This is a genomic window from Arthrobacter psychrolactophilus (assembly GCF_003219795.1).
GTDB classification, from domain to species: domain Bacteria; phylum Actinomycetota; class Actinomycetes; order Actinomycetales; family Micrococcaceae; genus Specibacter; species Specibacter psychrolactophilus.
The window spans coordinates 461432-483660 of sequence record NZ_QJVC01000001.1; the positions used below are offsets into that span (position 1 = coordinate 461432).

The 22229-nt window shown below is 57.9% G+C and carries 22 protein-coding genes; 19 read left to right on the forward strand and 3 right to left on the reverse strand.

Annotated features, from left to right (window positions below; genetic code table 11):
* Positions 1–340: 340 nt before the first annotated feature.
* Positions 341–3859 carry a DNA-directed RNA polymerase subunit beta gene (gene rpoB / locus CVS30_RS02165; protein WP_110483662.1) on the forward strand — a complete coding sequence of 1173 codons (3519 nt, stop codon included), beginning with the start codon at positions 341–343 and terminating at the stop codon, positions 3857–3859.
* 98 nt (positions 3860–3957) lie between these two features.
* Entirely contained in the window at positions 3958–7860 is a 3903-nt protein-coding gene (locus CVS30_RS02170; protein WP_110483663.1) for a DNA-directed RNA polymerase subunit beta', read from the forward strand.
* Between the two features lie 193 nt (positions 7861–8053).
* Here the strand turns inward: CVS30_RS02170 and CVS30_RS02175 are convergent, their stop codons facing one another.
* Entirely contained in the window at positions 8054–8347 is a 294-nt protein-coding gene (locus tag CVS30_RS02175) for a patatin-like phospholipase domain-containing protein (RefSeq protein WP_181419656.1), read from the reverse strand.
* Positions 8348–8449: 102 nt separating this feature from the next.
* Positions 8450–8680, reverse strand: coding sequence for a patatin-like phospholipase family protein (locus CVS30_RS02180; RefSeq protein ID WP_110483665.1), 231 nt, complete (start codon positions 8678–8680; stop codon positions 8450–8452).
* Positions 8681–9034: 354 nt separating this feature from the next.
* Between CVS30_RS02180 and rpsL the strand changes: the two genes are divergently transcribed.
* The 5 genes from rpsL to CVS30_RS18450 all read left to right on the forward strand — a co-directional run bounded on the left by rpsL (position 9035) and on the right by CVS30_RS18450 (position 13921).
* Entirely contained in the window at positions 9035–9409 is a 375-nt protein-coding gene (gene rpsL / locus CVS30_RS02185; protein ID WP_038464715.1) for a 30S ribosomal protein S12, read from the forward strand.
* A 1-nt stretch (position 9410) separates the two neighbouring features.
* The gene (gene rpsG, locus CVS30_RS02190; protein ID WP_038464713.1) at positions 9411–9881 is read left to right on the forward strand and encodes a 30S ribosomal protein S7; all 471 of its coding nucleotides are present in this window, start codon (positions 9411–9413) and stop codon (positions 9879–9881) included.
* Positions 9882–9953: 72 nt separating this feature from the next.
* Positions 9954–12068 carry an elongation factor G gene (gene fusA / locus CVS30_RS02195; protein WP_110483666.1) on the forward strand — a complete coding sequence of 705 codons (2115 nt, stop codon included), beginning with the start codon at positions 9954–9956 and terminating at the stop codon, positions 12066–12068.
* 161 nt (positions 12069–12229) lie between these two features.
* Complete coding sequence (tuf, locus tag CVS30_RS02200; RefSeq protein ID WP_110483667.1) at positions 12230–13420, forward strand: elongation factor Tu; 1191 nt, start codon at positions 12230–12232, stop codon at positions 13418–13420.
* Positions 13421–13711: 291 nt separating this feature from the next.
* A complete protein-coding gene (locus CVS30_RS18450) occupies positions 13712–13921 on the forward strand; it encodes a hypothetical protein (protein WP_306418752.1) in 210 nt (69 codons plus the stop codon).
* A 231-nt stretch (positions 13922–14152) separates the two neighbouring features.
* Here CVS30_RS18450 and CVS30_RS02210 read toward each other — a convergent pair whose 3' ends face one another.
* Complete coding sequence (locus CVS30_RS02210) at positions 14153–15214, reverse strand: MFS transporter (RefSeq protein ID WP_281268061.1); 1062 nt, start codon at positions 15212–15214, stop codon at positions 14153–14155.
* Positions 15215–15859: 645 nt separating this feature from the next.
* Here CVS30_RS02210 and rpsJ point away from each other — a divergent pair.
* The 12 genes from rpsJ (at position 15860) to rplN (ending at position 22227) form a co-directional block, all read left to right on the forward strand.
* Positions 15860–16168, forward strand: a complete 309-nt coding sequence (gene rpsJ, locus CVS30_RS02215) for a 30S ribosomal protein S10 (RefSeq protein WP_038464699.1) — start codon at positions 15860–15862, stop codon at positions 16166–16168.
* A gap of 17 nt (positions 16169–16185) precedes the next feature.
* Positions 16186–16836 carry a 50S ribosomal protein L3 gene (rplC, locus tag CVS30_RS02220; protein WP_110105556.1) on the forward strand — a complete coding sequence of 217 codons (651 nt, stop codon included), beginning with the start codon at positions 16186–16188 and terminating at the stop codon, positions 16834–16836.
* A 4-nt stretch (positions 16837–16840) separates the two neighbouring features.
* Positions 16841–17668: a 50S ribosomal protein L4, sunset domain variant gene (rplD, locus tag CVS30_RS02225; RefSeq protein WP_110483668.1), complete on the forward strand. Its 828-nt coding sequence runs from the start codon at positions 16841–16843 to the stop codon at positions 17666–17668.
* The gene (rplW, locus tag CVS30_RS02230; RefSeq protein WP_044576426.1) at positions 17665–17970 is read left to right on the forward strand and encodes a 50S ribosomal protein L23; all 306 of its coding nucleotides are present in this window, start codon (positions 17665–17667) and stop codon (positions 17968–17970) included. Before rplD ends, rplW begins: the two co-directional genes overlap by 4 nt.
* Before the next feature lie 30 nt (positions 17971–18000).
* Positions 18001–18840 (forward strand): 50S ribosomal protein L2, encoded by an 840-nt coding sequence (gene rplB, locus CVS30_RS02235; RefSeq protein WP_110483669.1) that lies wholly within the window; start codon positions 18001–18003, stop codon positions 18838–18840.
* Positions 18841–18852: 12 nt separating this feature from the next.
* Positions 18853–19134, forward strand: a complete 282-nt coding sequence (gene rpsS / locus CVS30_RS02240; RefSeq protein WP_038464689.1) for a 30S ribosomal protein S19 — start codon at positions 18853–18855, stop codon at positions 19132–19134.
* A gap of 38 nt (positions 19135–19172) precedes the next feature.
* Positions 19173–19538: a 50S ribosomal protein L22 gene (gene rplV / locus CVS30_RS02245; RefSeq protein WP_110483670.1), complete on the forward strand. Its 366-nt coding sequence runs from the start codon at positions 19173–19175 to the stop codon at positions 19536–19538.
* Positions 19539–20378: a 30S ribosomal protein S3 gene (rpsC, locus tag CVS30_RS02250; RefSeq protein ID WP_110483671.1), complete on the forward strand. Its 840-nt coding sequence runs from the start codon at positions 19539–19541 to the stop codon at positions 20376–20378.
* Positions 20379–20795 (forward strand): 50S ribosomal protein L16, encoded by a 417-nt coding sequence (gene rplP, locus CVS30_RS02255; protein ID WP_110483672.1) that lies wholly within the window; start codon positions 20379–20381, stop codon positions 20793–20795.
* A gap of 2 nt (positions 20796–20797) precedes the next feature.
* On the forward strand, positions 20798–21121 hold the full coding sequence (gene rpmC / locus CVS30_RS02260) for a 50S ribosomal protein L29 (protein ID WP_110483673.1): 324 nt from the start codon (positions 20798–20800) through the stop codon (positions 21119–21121).
* Positions 21118–21414 carry a 30S ribosomal protein S17 gene (rpsQ, locus tag CVS30_RS02265; protein WP_044576439.1) on the forward strand — a complete coding sequence of 99 codons (297 nt, stop codon included), beginning with the start codon at positions 21118–21120 and terminating at the stop codon, positions 21412–21414. Before rpmC ends, rpsQ begins: the two co-directional genes overlap by 4 nt.
* Before the next feature lie 444 nt (positions 21415–21858).
* Positions 21859–22227: a 50S ribosomal protein L14 gene (gene rplN / locus CVS30_RS02270; RefSeq protein WP_062286641.1), complete on the forward strand. Its 369-nt coding sequence runs from the start codon at positions 21859–21861 to the stop codon at positions 22225–22227.
* The last annotated feature ends 2 nt before the right edge of the window (positions 22228–22229 follow it).

Below are 22229 nucleotides of genomic sequence, written 5' to 3' on the forward strand. Positions count from 1 at the left end.
TGACACGCGCTATAGGAGAAAATTATTCCGCGAGGATTCAACGTTTTTGAGCCCTGAAACCTTGATATTTGCAGTTTCTTGCTCCGTGGGGTAGACGCGTAGCGGCATTGTGCTGTAACGTAGATCTTTGCGTATCCCTCTTAACCTTCAGCCTTCATATAGCGGTGGGCTTTGTTTCGGTCAAGAGTTACGGAAAGTATGACTCAGAGGGCGGTTTCACCGTCTTATTGAAGCACTCTTTTCGAACTTCTTGGCCAGCGTTCGTCCGGGTTTGATGACCAGGAGTGAATCGGGTGAGGGTTCGTAAGAACAAGCCTGCAGGTCTGTGGAAGGATCCCTCTTGGTCGCCTCGAGCACCTCTAATGTAAATAACGCTGCAACCGCTATCGATTCAAACAGCACCGACGGTGCAAAGAGTCGCCTCTCATTCGCAAAGATTCACGAGCCGCTTGACGTGCCGAATCTGCTTGCACTCCAGACCGAGAGCTTTGACTGGCTCGTAGGTAACGAGCGTTGGCAGAACCGCATGCAGACTGCTGTGGATGCTGGCGATGACAGTGTGGCCGTCACGTCCGGTCTGTCCGACATTTTCGAAGAGATCTCCCCGATTGAGGACTTCCAGGGCACCATGTCCCTGTCCTTCACGGAACCGGAATTCTCTGACCCCAAGTTCACCGTTGACGAATGCAAGGACCGCGACGCAACTTACGCCGCACCGCTGTACGTCAAGGCCGAGTTCATGAACAACTTGACCGGTGAAATCAAGCAGCAGACTGTCTTCATGGGCGATTTCCCGCTCATGACCGATAAGGGCACCTTCGTCATCAACGGCACCGAGCGTGTTGTTGTGTCGCAGTTGGTTCGTTCACCGGGTGCTTACTTTGAGCGCACCGCTGACAAGACCAGCGACAAGGAAATCTTCACCGCCAAGATCATCCCCTCACGTGGTGCATGGTTCGAGCTGGAGATTGACAAGCGCGACCAGGTTGGCGTTCGTCTCGACCGCAAGCGCAAGCAGTCAGTCACCGTACTGCTGAAGGCCTTGGGCTGGACCGAAGGTCAGATCCTGGAGGAGTTCGGCGAGTTCGACTCCATCCGTGCCACCTTGGAAAAGGATGCCACGACCGGCCGCGAAGATGCCCTGCTGGACATCTACCGCAAGCTGCGTCCGGGCGAGCCGCCCACAGTTGACGCTGCTGACGCGTTGCTGAACAACCTGTACTTCAACGCCAAGCGTTACGACCTGGCCAAGGTTGGTCGTTACAAGATCAACCGCAAGCTGGGCATCGATCTGCCGTTGAGCGATGAGAAGGCTTCGGTCTTGAGCGTTGACGACATCGTCGCCATGATCAAGTACCTCGTTGCCTTGCACGCTGGTCACAAGACCACCAAGGGCATGCGCGATGGCGCCGAAGTTGACCTTCGCGTCGACGTCGATGACATCGACCACTTCGGTAACCGTCGTATCCGCGCCGTAGGCGAGCTCATCGAGAACCAGGTCCGCACGGGTCTTTCTCGCATGGAGCGCGTTGTTCGCGAGCGTATGACCACTCAGGACGTCGAAGCCATCACGCCGCAGACCCTGATCAACATCCGTCCCGTTGTGGCAGCTATCAAGGAGTTCTTCGGAACCTCTCAGCTCTCACAGTTCATGGATCAGAACAACCCGCTGGCCGGTCTGACGCACAAGCGTCGTCTGTCCGCACTGGGCCCGGGCGGTTTGTCCCGTGACCGTGCAGGCATGGAAGTTCGAGACGTTCACCCGTCACACTACGGCCGTATGTGCCCCATTGAAACTCCTGAAGGCCCCAACATTGGTCTGATCGGTTCCTTGGCATCCTACGGACGCATCAACCCGTTCGGTTTCATCGAGACTCCGTACCGTCGCGTCAAGAACGGCTTCGTCTCTGACGAGGTTGATTACCTGACAGCTGATGACGAGATGGACGTTGTTATCGCACAGGCCAACGCGCCTCTCGATGCCAACAGCCACTTCTCCGAAGAGTCCGTTCTGGTTCGCCAGCGCGGTGGTGGCGGCGAGCCCGTTCTGATCCCGGCGAACGACGTCGAGTACATGGACGTTTCCCCGCGCCAGATGGTGTCTGTGGCTACGGCCCTGATCCCGTTCTTGGAGCACGATGATGCTAACCGCGCACTCATGGGTGCCAACATGCAGCGTCAGGCAGTGCCGCTGGTTCAGTCCGAGGCCCCGTTCGTGGGAACCGGTATGGAGCGCGCCACCGCTGTTGACGCCGGTGACGTTGTTATCGCCAAGAAGGCCGGTGTGGTCTCCGAGGTTTCCGCTGACGTAGTTGTCATGCTGAACGACGACGGCTCGGAGATCAGCTACCCGATCGCCAAGTACCAGCGTTCCAACCAGGGAACGGCCTACAACCAGCGCGTTCTGGCCTCTGAAGGTCAGCGCCTGGAAGTTGGCGGCATCATCGCTGATGGTCCGGCAACGGACATGGGTGAGCTTGCCTTGGGTAAGAACCTCTTGGTTGCCTTCATGTCCTGGGAAGGTCACAACTACGAGGATGCCATCATCCTTTCGCAGCGCATTGTTGCCGAAGATGTACTCTCCTCCATCCACATCGAAGAGCATGAGATCGATGCTCGCGACACCAAGCTCGGTGCCGAAGAAATCACTCGGGATATCCCGAACGTTTCCGAGGAAATCCTTGCTGGTCTCGACGAGCGCGGCATCATCCACATCGGTGCTGAAGTTGAAGCCGGCGACATCCTGGTTGGAAAGGTAACGCCCAAGGGCGAGACCGAGCTGACCCCGGAAGAGCGTCTGCTGCGCGCCATCTTCGGTGAGAAGAGCCGCGAAGTTCGCGACACTTCCCTGAAGGTTCCCCACGGTGAATCAGGAACCGTCATCGGTGTTCGCGTCTTCGACCGCGACTCCGAAGATGACCTGCCTCCCGGAGTGAACCAGCTGGTTCGCGTTTACGTCGCCAACAAGCGCAAGATCACCGATGGTGACAAGCTTGCAGGCCGTCACGGTAACAAGGGTGTTATTTCCAAGATCCTCCCGATCGAAGATATGCCCTTCCTCGCCGACGGTACCCCGGTCGACATCGTCCTGAACCCCTTGGGTGTTCCGGGTCGAATGAACGTTGGACAGGTCCTGGAAATCCACCTCGGTTGGGTTGCCAAGACCGGTTGGAAGGTTGAAGGCGAGCCTGACTGGATCAAGAACCTGCCGAACCTGCCGCGTGAAATCGGTCAGACGAAGGTTGCTACCCCGGTCTTCGACGGTGCCCGTGATTCTGAAATCACTGGTCTGCTCGATTCCACCAATGTGACTCGTGACGGCGTACGCCTGATCGATTCCTCGGGTAAGACTCGTCTGTTCGACGGCCGCTCCGGCGAGCCGTTCCCGGACCCGATCTCCGTTGGTTACATGTACATCTTGAAGCTCCACCACTTGGTGGACGACAAGATCCACGCCCGCTCCACGGGTCCCTACTCCATGATCACCCAGCAGCCCTTGGGTGGTAAGGCCCAGTTCGGTGGCCAGCGCTTCGGTGAAATGGAAGTTTGGGCCCTGGAGGCTTACGGTGCGGCGTACACGCTGCAGGAACTGCTGACCATCAAGTCCGATGACATCCATGGCCGCGTGAAGGTTTACGAAGCCATCGTCAAGGGCGAGAACATCCCGGAACCGGGTATCCCGGAATCCTTCAAGGTTCTCATCAAGGAAATGCAGTCACTGTGCCTGAACGTGGAAGTACTTTCCACCGACGGAACAACGATTGAAATGCGTGACTCGGATGAAGAAGTCTTCCGGGCCGCGGAGGAGCTGGGCATCGACCTGTCACGGGCCGAGCCGAACTCTGTCGAAGAAGTTTAGTGACTTTGACGGCGGTGGCCAGCCCACCGCCGTCGCACTTCTTCCCGTACCCGACACAGACTTTCAGACTTTAGAGAATTAGAGAGAACAGGACCCATATGTCCAGCGAATCCTCCTTCGGCCTCATGCAGATTGGCCTGGCCACCGCGCAAGATATCCGCGACTGGTCACACGGCGAAGTCAAGAAGCCGGAAACAATTAACTACCGTACGCTCAAGCCGGAAAAAGACGGCCTCTTCTGCGAGAAGATCTTCGGACCTTCCCGCGACTGGGAATGCTACTGCGGTAAGTACAAGCGCGTGCGCTTCAAGGGCATCATTTGTGAGCGTTGTGGCGTTGAGGTCACTCGCGCCAAGGTGCGCCGTGAGCGCATGGGCCACATTGAGCTTGCAGCTCCCGTAACCCACATCTGGTACTTCAAGGGCGTCCCCTCGCGCTTGGGTTACCTCTTGGATCTGGCTCCGAAGGACCTTGAAAAGGTCATTTACTTCGCTGCCTACATGATCACCAGCGTTGACGACGAAGCACGTCACGCCGAACTGCCGAACCTCCAGATCGAGCATGACCTGGAAAAGAAGCGCATGGTCGACACCCGTGACAGCGACATCGCCACGATCGCTCGCGATCTTGAGGGTGAAATTGCGCGCCTCGAAGGTGAAGGCGCCAAGGCTGCCGATAAGAAGAAGGCCCGCGACTCTGCGGACCGTCAGATGGCTAACGTGCGTAAGCGCGCCGACGCCGATATCGACCGCCTCGAGCAGGTTTGGGACCGTTTCAAGGCTCTCAAGGTTGCCGACCTCGAAGGTGACGAAGCCCTGTACCGCGAATTGCGTGACCGTTACGGCATGTTCTTCGAAGGTGCCATGGGTGCCGAAGCTATCAAGAGCCGTCTTGAGACCTTCGACATGGCTGGTGAAGCGGAGATCCTTCGCGACATCATCGCCAACGGTAAGGGACAGCGTAAGACCCGTGCCCTCAAGCGCCTGAAGGTTGTCAACGCATTCTTGACCACCGACAACAGCCCGCTTGGCATGGTTCTGGACGCCGTACCGGTGATCCCGCCGGAACTGCGCCCCATGGTTCAGCTCGATGGTGGCCGTTTCGCTACCTCGGACTTGAACGATCTGTACCGTCGCGTGATCAACCGCAACAACCGCCTCAAGCGCCTGCTTGATTTGGGTGCTCCGGAGATCATCGTCAACAACGAAAAGCGCATGCTGCAGGAAGCTGTTGACTCGCTCTTCGATAACGGTCGTCGTGGCCGCCCCGTCACCGGTCCGGGTAACCGTCCGTTGAAGTCCCTGAGCGACATGCTCAAGGGTAAGCAGGGTCGTTTCCGTCAGAACCTCTTGGGTAAGCGCGTTGACTACTCGGGTCGTTCCGTTATTGTTGTTGGTCCGCAGCTGAAGCTGCACCAGTGTGGTCTGCCAAAGCAGATGGCTCTGGAGCTCTTCAAGCCGTTCGTGATGAAGCGCCTGGTTGACCTTAACCACGCACAGAACATCAAGAGCGCCAAGCGCATGGTTGAGCGTTTCCGCCCCCAGGTCTGGGATGTTCTCGAAGAGATCATCACCGAGCACCCGGTACTGCTGAACCGCGCACCAACCCTGCACCGCTTGGGTATCCAGGCGTTCGAGCCTCAGCTTGTTGAAGGTAAGGCAATCCAGCTTCACCCGCTGGTTTGTGGCGCCTTCAATGCTGACTTCGACGGTGACCAGATGGCAGTTCACCTGCCGCTGAGCCCCGAAGCTCAGGCTGAAGCCCGCATCTTGATGTTGTCCTCGAACAACATTTTGAAGCCCTCTGATGGCCGCCCCGTGACCTTGCCGTCACAGGATATGATCATCGGTCTGTACCACTTGACCACCAAGCGTGAAGGTTCCGTTGGCGAAGGCCGCGTATTCTCCACCTCGGCTGAGGCCATCATGGCTCACGACGCCGGTCAGTTGCACCTGAACTCGCAGGTGAAGATCCGTTTGGAAAACTTCATCCCGGGCGCAGACCGCAAGGGTCCGGAAGGCTTCGTTGCTGGCGACACCGCCATCATCGACACCTCCTTGGGTCAGGTCATCTTCAACGAGACGCTGCCTGCGGATTACCCGTGGGTAGAGGCTGTCGCCGATAAGGGTCAGCTCTCCGAGATCGTCAACGATCTTGCCGAGCGCTACCCGAAGGTCGTTGTTGCCGCAACACTGGATAACCTGAAGGATGCCGGTTTCTACTGGGCCACACGATCAGGCGTCACCGTTGCTATCTCCGACATTAAGGTGCCCGACGCTAAGCCGGCCATCCTTGAAAGCTACGAAATCAAGGCTGCCAAGGTTCAGGCTCAGTACGACAAGGGTCTTATCGCTGACGAAGAGCGCCGCCAGGAGCTCATCGACATCTGGAACCAGGCAACCAACGAGATCGCTGATGTCATGCGTGCGTCCTTCGCCGCATCCAACACGATTAACCGTATGGTTTCCTCCGGTGCTCGTGGTAACTGGATGCAGGTTCGCCAGATTGCCGGTATCCGTGGCTTGGTAGCTAACCCGAAGGGTGAAATTATTCCTCGCCCGATCAAGTCCTCCTACCGTGAGGGCCTGTCGGTTTTGGAGTACTTCATTGCTACTCACGGTGCCCGTAAGGGTCTGGCCGATACCGCTCTGCGTACCGCTAACTCCGGTTACCTGACACGTCGTCTCGTTGACGTTTCACAGGATGTCATCGTTCGCGAAGACGACTGTGGCACCGAGCGCGGTTTGACGCTGCCGATCGCCGTGGTTGATGCAAACGGTGCGATCGTACTGCACGAGGAAGTCGAGAACAGCGTTTACGCTCGTACCTTGGCTGCCGAGGTAGTCGACTCCGCAGGAACCGTTCTGGCTGAAGCCGGAGAAGACGTTGGAGATGTCCTCATTGCCAAGCTGTTCGCAGCCGGCATTGAAGAGATCAAGGTCCGCTCCGTACTCACCTGTGAGTCCACCGTTGGAACCTGTGCACTGTGCTACGGCCGCTCCTTGGCTACGGGTAAGACCGTAGACATTGGTGAGGCTGTCGGTATTATCGCCGCTCAGTCCATTGGTGAGCCCGGTACTCAGCTGACCATGCGTACCTTCCACACCGGTGGTGCTGTTTCCGCCAGCCGTGGCGAGGACATCACCCAGGGTCTGCCCCGTATTCAGGAGCTCTTCGAAGCACGTACCCCCAAGGGTGTTGCTCCGATCGCAGAAGCTGCCGGCCGCATCAACATTGATGAGTCCGAAAAGACCATGCGTTTGATCCTGACTCCGGACGACGGCACGGAAGAGATCGCTTACCCGGTCTTGCGTCGTGCACGTTTGACGGTTGCCGATGGCGAGCATGTTGAGGTTGGACAGAAGCTCATCGTGGGTGCTGTTGACCCCAAGCAGGTTCTGCGTATCCTCGGCCCGCGTGCCGCTCAGAAGCACCTCGTTGAGGAAGTTCAGGGCGTTTACCGCAGCCAGGGTGTAGGTATCCACGATAAGCACGTCGAGGTTATCGTCCGCCAGATGCTCCGTCGCGTGACGGTCATCGAATCCGGCGATTCCAACCTGCTGCCCGGCGAGCTTGCCGAGCGCGGTCGCTTCGAGACGGAAAACCGTCGCGTTGTGTCCGAGGGTAAGAAGCCGGCTTCGGGTCGTAACGAGCTCATGGGTATCACCAAGGCCTCCTTGGCTACCGAATCATGGCTCTCCGCTGCTTCCTTCCAGGAAACCACCCGCGTTCTGACGCAGGCGGCCATGGAAGGCAAGTCTGACCCGCTGTTGGGTCTGAAGGAGAATGTCATTATCGGTAAGTTGATCCCTGCCGGTACGGGTCTTCCGCGCTACACCGACGTTACGGTGGAGCCCACGGAAGAAGCCAAGGCCAATCTGTTCACCGGTCCGAGCGCATTCAGCGACTTTGACTACGTGGGCGGCGTTGGGGACTTGGGCGCCGAGTTCCGTGCCATCCCCTTGGATGACTACGATCTGGGCACCAACTTCTCCGGCTAGCATTTAGCCTGCTGTTGGTCCGACGGCGGTGACTCACCCACTCTGGGTGAGTCACCGCCGTCGTGCTTTAACTAAGCATTGCCTGGAGCCTCAGACTCAGGGTTTCATCGTGTAGTCGCCTGACTTTCACTTGTCCCAATCCCAGCTCGTCAGGAATTTCCTGCCCCTGCCAGGCCTAGTCGCGGATGGTGACCTAGCCAGAGAGTTTCACGCCGAGGGTTGGCCACCGGGCCGGCCTGCCGTCGTGCCGATCGAAGATGGACATGGAGAAATTGGAAAGAATCCCGCCATCGCAACACACGATGTAGTTATGCCCAATGACCGCAGGACTCGTGGGCATGATCCAGGGACGGAAGAAGAACGAGATAGAGACGCAGGCCCTGATGGCGTCGGCCACGGATGCGGTATTTGGATCCCTGCCCAGCAACGCCTCGTAGTCCCACGGCAGTCGTAGCAGCAATCCGCGCGACACATCGGAAACAATCACCACCAATTTGTATCGTTGGGAAGGAAGCGGCGCGCTGTGGGGATCGTCCTCTTTGAGATCGGCCCAGATATGCACTCCCTGCCCGGCCAATATCTTCTTGAATCACTGAGTTAGGGCATCACCGGCGTAGAGCCCTTGATGCAGCAGCAAGCCGGAGAGCGGGCCTAAGACTGGAACATGGGCGAGAAATCCAGCCACGATGGCACCGGCCGACGTGCTGGCCACCCGGTGAAAGGCATAAGGATCCTTCAACTTTTCCAGTGCGGCAACGGCGCCCACCATGGCGGATCCCTTGACGCCGCCGCCTTCTAGCACCAAGTCTGCATGAGCCATGACGAGCCTCCACTCCACCGATACTTCTGAGGGTGAGCCACACCCGTCGCACTGTCAAGGGGAGGATGGGCCGGGGATCGGGGCTGATTTCAGAACTGGGCTTAACCCGTGGTAATGTAATAAGTAATTGTTAGTGTGGCAGTGGATAAGAGCATCAGTTTTCCTCGTTTTGTCGAAGAAAGCAGATGCGGGTCCGGGTTGTACGGTTCTTGTACAGCGAATGCCACATTTTTGCATGCCTAGGCGCTGTGAAGTCGCCGAGTCTGCGACTACCAGTAAACGGCTTACCCTCATCGGCTGAATCATTCCGGCCGGCGGGGCAAGCAACACGATAAAACAACGGAGAACACGAAAGTGCCTACGATTAACCAGCTGGTCCGAAAGGGCCGGACACCCAAGGTCACCAAGACCAAGGCTCCCGCACTTAAGGGCAGCCCCATGCGACGCGGCGTTTGCACGCGCGTTTACACGACCACCCCGAAGAAGCCGAACTCGGCTCTGCGTAAGGTTGCACGTGTGCGCCTTAACGGTGGCGTGGAAGTTACCGCTTACATCCCCGGTGTAGGCCACAACCTCCAGGAGCACTCCATCGTGCTCGTTCGTGGAGGCCGTGTTAAGGACCTTCCCGGTGTTCGTTACAAGATCGTCCGCGGCGCATTGGATACCCAGGGCGTTAAGAACCGCAAGCAGGCTCGCAGCCGCTACGGTGCAAAGATGGAGAAGAAGTAATATGCCTCGCAAGGGTCCGGCCCCCAAGCGGCCGCTAGTTGTAGATCCCGTATACGGTTCCCCCTTGGTCACTCAGCTGATCAACAAGGTGCTCGTTGACGGTAAGAAGTCCACCGCAGAGCGCATCGTATACGGCGCACTCGAAGGTGTACGCGAGAAGACCGGTGCTGATCCCGTTGTTGCCTTGAAGAAGGCCATGGAGAACATCAAGCCCAGCCTCGAAGTAAAGTCCCGCCGTGTTGGTGGCGCTACCTACCAGGTTCCCGTTGAAGTCAAGCCGGGTCGTCAGACCGCACTTGCTCTTCGCTGGTTGGTTGGTTACTCGAAGGCTCGCCGCGAGAAGACCATGACTGAGCGCTTGCGCAACGAAGTTTTGGATGCCTCCAATGGTCTTGGTGCCGCTGTAAAGCGTCGCGAAGATACCCACAAGATGGCAGAGTCCAACAAGGCCTTCGCTCACTACCGCTGGTAACTAGAGCAACGAGTTTGCCGGCGGTAACCCCGCCGGCAAACTTCCAGCTCATCTCTAGACAAGGGAGACACCGTGGCACAGGACGTGCTTACAGACCTTAACCAGGTCCGCAACATTGGCATCATGGCCCACATTGATGCTGGCAAGACCACTACGACTGAGCGCATCCTGTTCTACACAGGTGTGAACCACAAGATCGGCGAAACGCACGACGGCGCTTCGACGACTGACTGGATGGAACAGGAAAAGGAACGCGGCATCACCATCACGTCTGCCGCCGTGACCTGCTACTGGAACAAGAACCAGATCAACATCATTGACACTCCGGGTCACGTTGACTTCACGGTGGAAGTTGAGCGCTCCTTGCGAGTTCTCGATGGCGCCGTTGCTGTCTTCGATGGCAAGGAAGGCGTTGAGCCGCAGTCCGAGACCGTTTGGCGTCAGGCTGACAAGTACAACGTTCCGCGTATCTGCTTTGTCAACAAGATGGACAAGCTCGGTGCTGACTTCTACTTCACCGTAGACACCATCATCAACCGCTTGGGCGCCAAGCCGTTGGTTATGCAGCTGCCGATCGGCGCCGAGAGCGAATTCATCGGTGTTGTCGACCTCATGACGATGAAGGCATTCGTCTGGGCCGGCGACTCCAAGGGTGATGTCACCATGGGTGCCGCTTACGAAGTCCAGGAGATCCCCGCTGATCTTCAGGAAAAGGCTGTCGAATACCGTGCAGCCCTCGTAGAGGCCGTTGCTGAGTCTTCCGAAGAACTCATGGAGAAGTACCTCGAAGGCGAAGAGCCTTCCATCGAGGAACTCAAGGCTGGCATCCGCAAGATGACCGTCAACTCCGAGATCTACCCGGTCTTCTGTGGTTCTGCTTTCAAGAACCGCGGCGTTCAGCCGATGCTCGATGCTGTCATCGACTACCTGCCGAACCCGATCGACGTTGGCGCTATGATCGGTCACGATCCTCGCGACGAGTCCATCGAGATCAAGCGCGAACCGAACGAGTCTGAGCCGTTCTCGGCTCTGGCCTTCAAGATCGCAACGCACCCGTTCTTCGGCCAGTTGAACTTCATCCGCGTCTACTCCGGCAAGGTAACTTCCGGTACGCAGCTGATGAACTCGACCAAGGGTAAGAAGGAACGTATTGGCAAGCTCTTCCAGATGCACGCCAATAAGGAAATGCCCGTAGATGAGATCCACGCAGGTCACATCTACGCAGTGATCGGCCTCAAGGACACCACCACCGGTGACACCTTGTGCGATCCGGCTAACCCGATCGTTCTCGAGTCGATGACCTTCCCCGCTCCCGTGATCTTCGTTGCCATTGAGCCGAAGACCAAGGGTGACCAGGAGAAGCTCTCCACGGCTATCCAGAAGCTCTCCGCTGAGGACCCGACGTTCACCGTCAACCTCAACGAAGACACCGGCCAGACCGAAATTGGCGGCATGGGCGAGCTCCACTTGGACATCCTTGTGGACCGCATGCGTCGCGAATTCAACGTTGAGGCCAACGTTGGCAAGCCGCAGGTTGCATACCGCGAAACCATCAAGCGCGCCGTTGCCAAGCACGACTACACTCACAAGAAGCAGACCGGTGGTTCCGGCCAGTTCGCAAAGATCCAGATTGCCATTGAGCCGCTGGATACTGCCGAAGGTGAAATGTACGAGTTCGACAACAAGGTCACCGGTGGCCGTGTTCCTCGTGAATACATCCCCAGCGTTGACCAGGGCATCCAGTCCGCACTGCCTGACGGCGTGCTGGCCGGTTACCCGATGGTTGGCATCAAGGCTACGCTGCTTGACGGTGCTTCCCACGATGTTGACTCCTCCGAAATGGCCTTCAAGATCGCCGGTCGTATGGCGTTCAAGGAAGCTGCTCGGATGGCCAACCCGGTTCTGCTTGAACCGCTGATGGAAGTTGAAGTCCGCACCCCTGAGGAATACATGGGTGAAGTTATCGGTGACATCAACTCTCGTCGTGGCCAGATGCAGTCCATGGAGGACGCAAGCGGTGTCAAGGTCATCAAGGCTCTTGTTCCCTTGTCCGGCATGTTCGGTTACATCGGTGACCTGCGGTCCAAGACCCAGGGTCGTGCCGTGTACTCGATGAAGTTCGACAGCTACTCTGAGGTTCCGAAGGCTGTTGCCGACGAAATCATCCAGAAGGCTCGCGGCGAGTAATCGCCCCCTTAGATTGGGTCGCATCTTTTACGCATGTTTTAGATGCGACCCAATCTGAACCAATTTCTTAAATATCAAAAGCCCCCAGTAGACTTATTTTGATTTCAGAGGCGAACAGCGTCACTGAGAGTAAGTTTTCTAAATGTTTCTAGGAGGAACCTGTGGCAAAGGCAAAGTTCGAGCGGACCAAGCCGCACGTTAACATCGGCACCATCGGTCACGTTGACCATGGTAAGACCACGTTGACTGCTGCCATTTCCAAGGTACTGTACGACAAGTACCCGGATCTCAACGAGCAGCGTGATTTCGGTTCCATCGACTCGGCGCCGGAAGAGCGCCAGCGTGGTATCACGATCAACATCTCCCACGTTGAGTACCAGACCGAGAAGCGCCACTACGCACACGTAGACGCCCCCGGTCACGCTGACTACATCAAGAACATGATCACCGGTGCTGCTCAGATGGACGGCGCTATCTTGGTAGTTGCTGCAACTGACGGCCCGATGGCTCAGACTCGCGAGCACGTTCTGTTGGCTCGCCAGGTTGGCGTTCCCTACCTGCTGGTCGCACTGAACAAGTCCGACATGGTTGATGACGAAGAACTCCTCGACTTGGTCGAAATGGAAGTTCGCGAACTGCTCTCCTCACAGGGCTTCGACGGCGACGAGGCACCTGTTGTCCGCGTTTCCGGCCTGAAGGCTCTGGAAGGCGACCCCGTATGGGTCAAGTCCGTTGAGGACCTGATGGACGCTGTTGATAACAACGTTCCGGACCCGATCCGCGACAAGGACAAGCCGTTCTTGATGCCGGTTGAAGATGTCTTCACCATCACCGGTCGTGGAACCGTTGTTACGGGCCGCGCCGAGCGTGGAACGCTTCAGATCAACTCTGAAGTTGAAATCGTTGGTATCCGCCCGGTCCAGAAGACCACGGTTACCGGTATCGAAATGTTCCACAAGCAGCTCGACGAGGCTTGGGCCGGCGAGAACTGTGGTCTGCTGCTCCGCGGTATCAAGCGCGAAGACGTAGAGCGTGGCCAGGTTATCGTCAAGCCGGGTTCCATTACCCCGCACACCGATTTCGAAGCCAACGTCTACATCTTGGCCAAGGATGAGGGCGGTCGTCACAACCCGTTCTACTCCAACTACCGCCCGCAGTTCTACTTCCGAACCACGGATGTTACCGGCGTTATCACCTTGCCTGAGGGCACGGAAATGGTTATGCCTGGCGACAACACCGAAATGTCAGTCGTGCTGATCCAGCCGATCGCCATGGAAGAGGGCCTCGGCTTCGCTATCCGCGAAGGCGGCCGCACCGTTGGTTCAGGTCGTGTCACCAAGATCCTCAAGTAATTAATTACTTAGATCTTTAGGAAGGGCTCCAGCTTCGGCTGGGGCCCTTTCTGTTTAAGGTTTAGCTGAACATCTGACATGTCGGTTGCGCGGCTCTGGCAACGAGCTGGCGAGAGGCCTTACCCGCGGTGCTGCAGCCGCCGCACGATCGGCTGGGACGCTGGCCGCCATCAAGCACCGAGTTCCAGTGGGGACCCTCCGAACCGGATCCATCATCTTGGCGTCGGTGTGGCAGCTGGTGGAACCGTGAGCCTCGTGCGCGCCAAGCGCCGAATTCAGGAGGGCTGAGCCGTGCCTGCGGTCATTGCCGAACGGACAGTTCAGCTCGACCCTGTCACCGCGTTCGAACTCTCCCAGACCACGGGCGAGCTCCGGCTGCAGTGGGACCCGTTCATCCGCTCACAACATTTTGAGGGCGGTGCCACACATGCGGGTAAGGGGTGCGCACCGGACACGGTAGTGAGTACGTTTCATATGTGCCTGGCCGGAACGTCGGCATGAAGATGATTACTGGGCCGTGGTTCTTCGAGCAGTTTGGCGGTGGCTGGCTTATCCCGTTGGCGAATGGTTGCTAGGGCGCGAGATTGAGCGACGTATTTCGGCCTTCGCCTCGGCCTGCGGGAACGAGGCCCTGATAGCGCGCATGCGGTGATTGCAGATCCCGAATAGTGCTCTTGACGTGAGATCGGCCTGGCTGAGTGCAGATGTCCCTCTGGCGGGGCCGTGCGGTGCTTATCGGACGCCCTTGACCCGGCTGACAGCCCATGCGCCAGCCAACGCGGTGACTCCGGAAACAAGGAACAACAGCGTGAAGCCGCCAACGGCGCTGACAAGCAGTGCACCCAGCATGGGGGCGAAGGCCTGGGGCACGGTCAGGGCAATGTTCATGATGCCCAGGTCTTTGCCTCGTGAAAGTTGGTCAGGCAGCACCTGCGTGGCCAGAGCCTGGTCCACGGACAAGAAGCAGCCATAGCCCAGACCCAGAAGAGCCGCTGCGAAGGTGGCCGCGCCCATGCTAGGCACGAAAGCAAGAATCAGCGCTGCGGCCGCTTGGAGGATCGATGAAGCAAAAACAAAGGCCCGGCGCCTGCCCCACTTGTCGGAGAGCCGGCCCAGCCACAGCGAGGCAATAATCACGAAGATCATGTAGACGAGTGTCAGTACTATCAGCGAACCTTCGGCGTCCGCTACTTCGAGCCCGTACATCAAGAAATAGAGCAGGAGACTGGTGCCAAAGGCATTACCGAGGTTAACCAGGACGCGGCTCAGAAGCGTCCAGCCAAAGTCCGGATGGCTTCGGGGGCTGACCCACATCCCCTCAAGGAGATTTCTGACCGTCAGAGGTGGCATGACTCCGGCAGCTAAGACCTGATCGGGCACCAGCAGCAGAAACGGTAGCCCGAGCGCCACGAGCAGGGCGGCCAGGAGGGCGTAGCTGCCAACGGTACTCAGTCCCAAGGCCGTGACCAGCACCAGACCGGCGATGATGCCGATGGCCTGCGGGGCTGAAATCCAGCCGGAAACATAACCACGCTGATTCACAGGTACCTGATCGGAAATGGCAGCCGTCAAAGCTGCGGTCAAAACACAAAAGAAGGTGCTGGCCGTAACCCAGCAGATTCCGATGCCCCAGAGCGATGTCTGTGCACCAAGGGCCGCCAGGGACAATGCAAAGCCGGCTGTGCCAGCGGCTATCCAGGGACGGCGGCGACCAAAGCGGGAGCGGGTGCGATCCGAAAGTGCACCCGTGAGCGGGTAGGCAACGATCGCGAAGGCACCGGCGACACCGGAGATAACGCCAAATCAAAGCACATTTTGAACCCAGTCAGTGGCGCTGAGAAATTGCTCGACCTGCAGCGGAAGCAGTAGCTGCACGGGCGTTAGTTGCGCAATCCAGACTCCAAACCAACTCAGCGCAAACCAAGTGATCCACCGCCCGCTGACTCTGCGGGACGGAAGCGAGGCTAGGGAAAGCGTCGCCGGGGGAGTGGACACCCCATCACTATTTGAGACTTTGCTCACCCTTGAAGCTTCTCACGAGCGTCAAGAGGGCAGTGTTTAACCCAATTTTTGCCGGTGGTAACGAAGCCCACACCACCCCCGATTGGCGTTCTGGCGCGGAATCCGGCATACTTATTGAGTTGTTCAAGTGCTTTTTCGAGTCCCGATCGAGATAATGCTCGATGCAGGGTCCAAGTTAAAGCCCAAACATAACCTTCCTTCGCATCATAGGTGTGGGTACGTGCGTGATTTGATCGCGACACGCCCGACCGCGGGGGTCGGAGCTTCGATGGATTGAGGAACCCGGAATTATCCGGATTCAGTTCGTTGGAAGCGTGGCTGTGAGTGCCACATATGAACCGGAAAAGTAAACAGCGTTTACGTCAACAGCATCGCTCCTACAGGATGCTTCGTTACAGGAAAGAGAGTCACGACGCCATGGCGGGACAAAAAATCCGCATCCGGCTGAAGTCATATGACCACGAGGTTATTGATGTTTCAGCCCGGAAGATCGTTGAGACGGTCACGCGCGCAGGCGCAACGGTAGTAGGCCCCGTGCCGCTGCCCACCGAGAAGAACATTTACTGCGTAATTCGTTCGCCTCACAAGTACAAGGACAGCCGCGAGCACTTTGAAATGCGCACGCACAAGCGTCTGATCGACATCATTGATCCCACGCCCAAGGCAGTTGATTCGCTCATGCGTCTCGACCTGCCGGCCGACGTGAACATCGAAATCAAACTGTAGGGAGGTGCTGAGAAACTATGACCGCGACCCGAAACACTAAGGGCATCCTGGGCACGAAGCTCGGCATGACCCAGGTCTGGGACGAGAACAACTTGCTTGTTCCTGTAACTGTCGTCCAGGCCGACTCCAACGTCATCACCCAGCTGCGTAACGCAGAGGTTGATGGCTACGTAGCGATCCAGATCGGCTACGGCCAGATCGATCCTCGCAAGGTAACCAAGCCTTTGGCTGGTCACTTCGCCAAGGCAGGCGTCACGCCTCGCCGCCACGTCGTCGAGCTGCGCACCGCAGACGCTGACACCTACACCCTCGGCCAGGAGCTCTCCGTTGAGATCTTCGAAGCCGGCCAGAAGGTCGACGTCGTCGGCACTTCAAAGGGTAAGGGCTTTGCCGGTGTCATGAAGCGTCACGGCTTCCACGGTGCTCCGGCCTCGCACGGTGCACACAAGAACCACCGCAAGCCCGGTTCCATCGGTGGCGCGTCCACTCCTGGCCGCGTTTTCAAGGGTATGCGCATGGCAGGCCGTATGGGTGCCGAGCGCGTAACCACCATGAACCTCACGGTTCACGGTGTTGACGCCGAGAAGTCGCTGCTGCTGATCAAGGGTGCCGTTCCCGGCGCCCGCGGCCAGGTCGTATTCGTACGCACCGCCGTGAAGGGAGCATAAGTAAATGGCTACTGTAAAGGTTGATCTGCCTGCAGAGATCTTCGACGTACAGACCAACGTGCCGCTGTTGCACCAGGTTGTCGTAGCTCAGCTCGCTGCTGCCCGCCAGGGTACCCACAAGACCAAGACCCGCGCCGAAGTATCCGGTGCAGGCCGTAAGCCGCATGCACAGAAGGGTACCGGCCGCGCCCGTCAGGGTTCAATCCGTGCTCCTCACATGACCGGTGGTGGCGTTGTCCACGGTCCGACCCCTCGCGATTACAGCCAGCGTACGCCCAAGAAGATGAAGGCTGCAGCTCTCCGCGGCGCCCTCTCTGACCGCGCACGCAACGGCCGTATCCACGTTGTCGCTGAATTGGTAGCCGGCACCACGCCGTCCACCAAGGCTGCAAAGGCTACTTTGGCCTCAATCACGACGCGCAAGAACTTGCTCGTTGTTATTGAGCGCGCCAACGACGCTGCTGCACTGAGCGTACGCAACATCACCGACCTTCACGTTCTGTACGTTGACCAGCTCAATACCTACGACGTGCTCGTCTCTGATGACATCGTATTCACCAAGGCTGCCTTCGACGTTTTCGTCTCAGGCCGTGCCGCTGCTGAAGCTTTCGCTTCCAGCATGCTGTTGGTTGAAGACCTCGTTGCTGACGATGCTGCCGAAGGCACCATCAAGGGCAACAAGGACTCCATGAAGTACCACGTGCCTGGTTCACGCTGGTACGACGCCACTGTGGCCGAGGTTTGGTTCTCCACGGTTGAGGAAGCCAAGGCCGCTGGCTTTGTTCCCGCCGGTGGCGAAGCTGCCCAGACTATTGAGGAGGACGCCAAGTGAGCGCCGTCACCATCAAGGATCCGCGCGACGTAGTGCTTGCACCCGTCGTCTCGGAAAAGAGCTACGGCTTGATCGACGAAGGTAAGTACACCTTCTTGGTCGACCCTCGCTCAAACAAGACCGAGATCAAGTTGGCTGTGGAGAAGATTTTCTCCGTCAAGGTCGACACGATCAACACCATCAACCGTGCCGGTAAGCGCAAGCGCACCAAGTTCGGATGGGGACAGCGTAAGAGCACCAAGCGCGCAATTGTCTCCCTTCGCGAAGGCACGATCGACATCTTCGGCGGTCCGCTTTCATAAGCGGAGACCACTTTAACGAGGAAATAAACTATGGGAATCCGTAAATACAAGCCGACAACCCCGGGCCGTCGTGGCTCGAGCGTTGCCGACTTCACAGAAATCACGCGGTCGACTCCGGAGAAGTCTCTGGTTCGTCCCCTGCCCAAAAAGGGTGGCCGTAACAACACCGGTCGTATCACGACTCGTCACAAGGGTGGTGGCCACAAGCGCCAGTACCGCCTGATTGACTTCCGTCGTCACGACAAGGATGGCGTCAACGCACGCGTTGCTGAGATCGAATACGATCCCAACCGCACCGCACGCATCGCTCTCCTGCACTACGTTGATGGCACCAAGCGTTACATCATCGCCCCGAACAAGCTCAGCCAGGGAGACTTCGTAGAAGCCGGCCCCGAAGCTGACATCAAGCCTGGCAACAACCTTCCGTTGCGCAACATCCCCGTGGGTACTGTTATCCACGCTGTGGAGCTGCGTCCCGGTGGCGGTGCCAAGATGGCTCGTTCGGCTGGTGCCTCGGTTCAGCTCGTCGCCAAGGAAGGCAAGTTCGCCCAGCTGCGTCTGCCCTCCGGCGAAATCCGCAACGTTGATGCGCGCTGCCGCGCGACCATCGGCGAAGTTGGCAACGCTGAGCAGTCCAACATCAACTGGGGTAAGGCTGGCCGTATGCGCTGGAAGGGCGTACGCCCGACCGTCCGCGGTGTTGTCATGAACCCGGTCGATCACCCTCATGGTGGTGGTGAAGGTAAGACTTCCGGTGGACGTCACCCGGTTAACCCGAACGGTAAGCGTGAAGGCCGTACCCGCCGTCCCAACAAAGAGAGCGACAAGCTGATTGTTCGTCGCCGCCGTACTGGCAAGAACAAGCGATAGGAGCCTGGAGACATGCCACGTAGCCTGAAGAAGGGTCCTTTCGTTGACCAGCACCTCTTTGTGAAGGTAGCTCGGGAGAACGAAAATGGAACCAAGAACGTAATTAAGACCTGGTCCCGCCGCTCGATGATCGTCCCCGATATGTTGGGTCACACGATCGCCGTGCACGATGGTCGCAAGCACATCCCCGTGTTTGTAACCGAGTCGATGGTCGGGCACAAGCTCGGCGAATTCGCCCTCACGCGGACATTCCGCGGCCATGTTAAGGACGACCGTAAGGGCAAGCGCCGCTAGGCGCCTGCATTTACGGCTAAGACGAGAGAGAGATAGCAATGGAAGCCAAGGCAAGTGCGCGTCATCTGCGCGTAACGCCTATGAAGGCCCGGCGCGTCGTCAACCTGATTCGTGGCAAGCAGGCGAATGAGGCATTGGCGATTTTGAAGTTTGCCCCCCAGGCAGCTTCGGAGCCGGTATTCAAGGTAGTCCAGTCCGCAGTGGCTAACGCCCGCGTTCTGGCAGATCGCGACAGTATCGCGTTCAACGAAAATGATCTGTACATCAGCGAGATCTTCGTTGATGAAGGCCCGACCATGAAGCGGTTCCAGCCGCGAGCACAGGGTCGTGCATTCCAGATCAAGAAGCGCACCAGCCACGTCACCGTGGTTGTCGCTACCCCCGTGAAAGAGGAGGCTCGCTAAGTGGGACAGAAAGTAAACCCGCACGGGTTCCGTCTCGGGATCACCACGGACCACCGTTCACACTGGTTCGCGGACAGCAACAAGCCCGGTCAGCGCTACAAGGACTTCGTAAAAGAAGACATCCAGATCCGCGCACTCATGTCTACGGGCATGGACCGAGCTGGTATTTCCAAGGTTGAGATCGAGCGCACCCGTGACCGTGTACGTGTGGATATCCACACCGCACGCCCCGGTATTGTCATCGGTCGTCGTGGAGCAGAAGCAGACCGCATCCGCGGCGAGCTTGAAAAGCTCACCGGCAAGCAGGTTCAGCTGAACATCTTGGAAGTCAAGAACCCGGAAGCTGACGCTCAGCTCGTTGCCCAGGGCATCGCAGAGCAGCTCACTTCTCGCGTGGCTTTCCGCCGTGCGATGAAGAAGGCTATGCAGTCCGCACAGCGCACCGGCAGCGTCAAGGGCATCCGTGTCGCTTGTGCTGGTCGCTTGGGTGGCGCTGAAATGTCACGCACCGAGTTCTACCGCGAAGGTCGTGTGCCCCTGCACACCCTGCGTGCCAACATCGATTACGGCTTCTTCGAAGCTAAGACCGTGTTCGGCCGCATTGGTGTCAAGGTCTGGATCTACAAGGGCGATGTTACGAGCAAGGAACTGGCTGCTCAGGCAGCTGCTGCTCCTGCACGTGGCCGTGGCCCGCGCCGCGACGGCGATGACCGCGGAAACCGCGGCCCTCGCGCCGGTGGCGACCGTCGTCGTAACGACCGTCCTGAGCGCACCGAGGCTGCTGCCCCGGTTGAGGCTCCTGTAGCTGCTGCTCCCGCAGTAGAAGGAGGAGAGGCTTAAATGCTTATCCCACGTCGAGTAAAGCACCGCAAGCAGCACCACCCGGGTCGTTCCGGGCAGGCTACTGGCGGCACCACGGTTTCGTTTGGTGAGTGGGGCATTCAGGCTCTTACGCCGGCATACGTAACCAACCGTCAGATCGAGTCCGCTCGTATCGCAATGACCCGTCACATCAAGCGTGGTGGAAAGGTGTGGATCAACATCTACCCTGACCGTCCCTTGACGAAGAAGCCTGCTGAAACCCGCATGGGTTCCGGTAAGGGTTCGCCTGAGTGGTGGATCGCAAACGTCAAGCCGGGCCGTGTTCTCTTCGAACTCTCCGGTGTATCAGAAGAGGTAGCACGCGAGGCATTGCGCCTGGCAATCCACAAGCTGCCGTTGAAAGCACGCATTGTGCGTCGCGAAGGTGGTGAGTAAAGATGTCAGTTGGTTCTAAGGAACTCGCCCCTGCACAGCTTGATGGGTTCGACAATGCACGTCTTGTTGAAGAACTCCGTAAGGCTAAGGAAGAACTGTTCAACCTGCGCTTCCAGTCGGCTACCGGCCAGCTGGAAGGCCACGGTCGCTTGCGCGTTGTAAAGCGCGACATCGCCCGTATCTACACAGTCATGCGTGAGCGCGAGCTGGGCATTCGCCCGGACGTCGTTGCTGCAGCACCTGTGGAGAAGGCCTCCAAGAAGGCTGACAAGGAAGCCAAGAAGGCCTCCAAGAAGGCTGAAACATCTGAGGAGGACGCCAAGTGAGCGATTCTGTAAACAACACCGAAACTGGTGCGGAGACTGTAGTCCGTAACGAGCGCAAGAAACTACGCGGTTACGTTGTTTCCGACAAGATGGATAAGACCATCGTTGTTGAGGTTGAAGACCGCGTAAAGCACGCTCTTTACGGCAAGGTTCTTCGCCGCAACAAGAAGATCAAGGCTCACGATGAAGAGAACAGCGCCGGCATCGGCGACCTGGTCGTCATCAGCGAGACTCGCCCGCTCTCCGCAACCAAGCGTTTCCGCCTGGTTGAGATCGTAGAGAAGGCTAAGTAAACATTTTCAACCTCGTGTTGAGTTTGTGAACTAACAGTGGGGCCCGTTGCCAGTCATGGCAACGGGCCCCACTGCTTTAACACGGTCGGCAACCGTGCAACTAGACGTGGGGAAGGTAACGCCCAGCGCCCGCCAGAGCGGTGGTTCGAGTTCTTCATACGTGCTAAAGTTATTTATTGCTGCGCTTTTTCTGTGCAACCGTTTACGGTCGCGGCAGTTGAGTGCGCAATTTACTCGTAAATGTCTCGTGCCACTTCAAACTGCCTTCCAGAGCGTGATCTCTCACGCACATAACTGGAGTGGAAAGTGCAGTTGGCATGAAACGTTTAGGCGTGTTTTGGCAAAATCCAGGCACGTCGAGAGACATCCCGAACAATACGTTCCGCAAGGCTTATCCATAGATAGCTTATGGCCAAGAACCGGCGCGACGAACAGGAGATACTAGTGATTCAGCAGGAGTCGCGGCTTAAGGTCGCCGACAACACGGGGGCCAAGGAAATCTTGACCATCCGCGTTCTCGGTGGATCTGGGCGCCGCTACGCAGGCATCGGTGACACCATTGTCGCCACCGTCAAGGATGCAATTCCCGGCGGTAACGTAAAGAAGGGTGACGTCGTCAAGGCTGTCATCGTTCGCACCAAGAAGGAACGCCGCCGTGCGGATGGTTCCTACATCAAGTTCGATGAGAATGCAGCTGTCATTCTCAAAGCTGACGGGGACCCCCGCGGTACCCGTATCTTCGGCCCGGTTGGCCGTGAACTTCGTGACAAGAAGTTCATGAAGATCATCTCGTTGGCTCCGGAGGTGCTGTAACT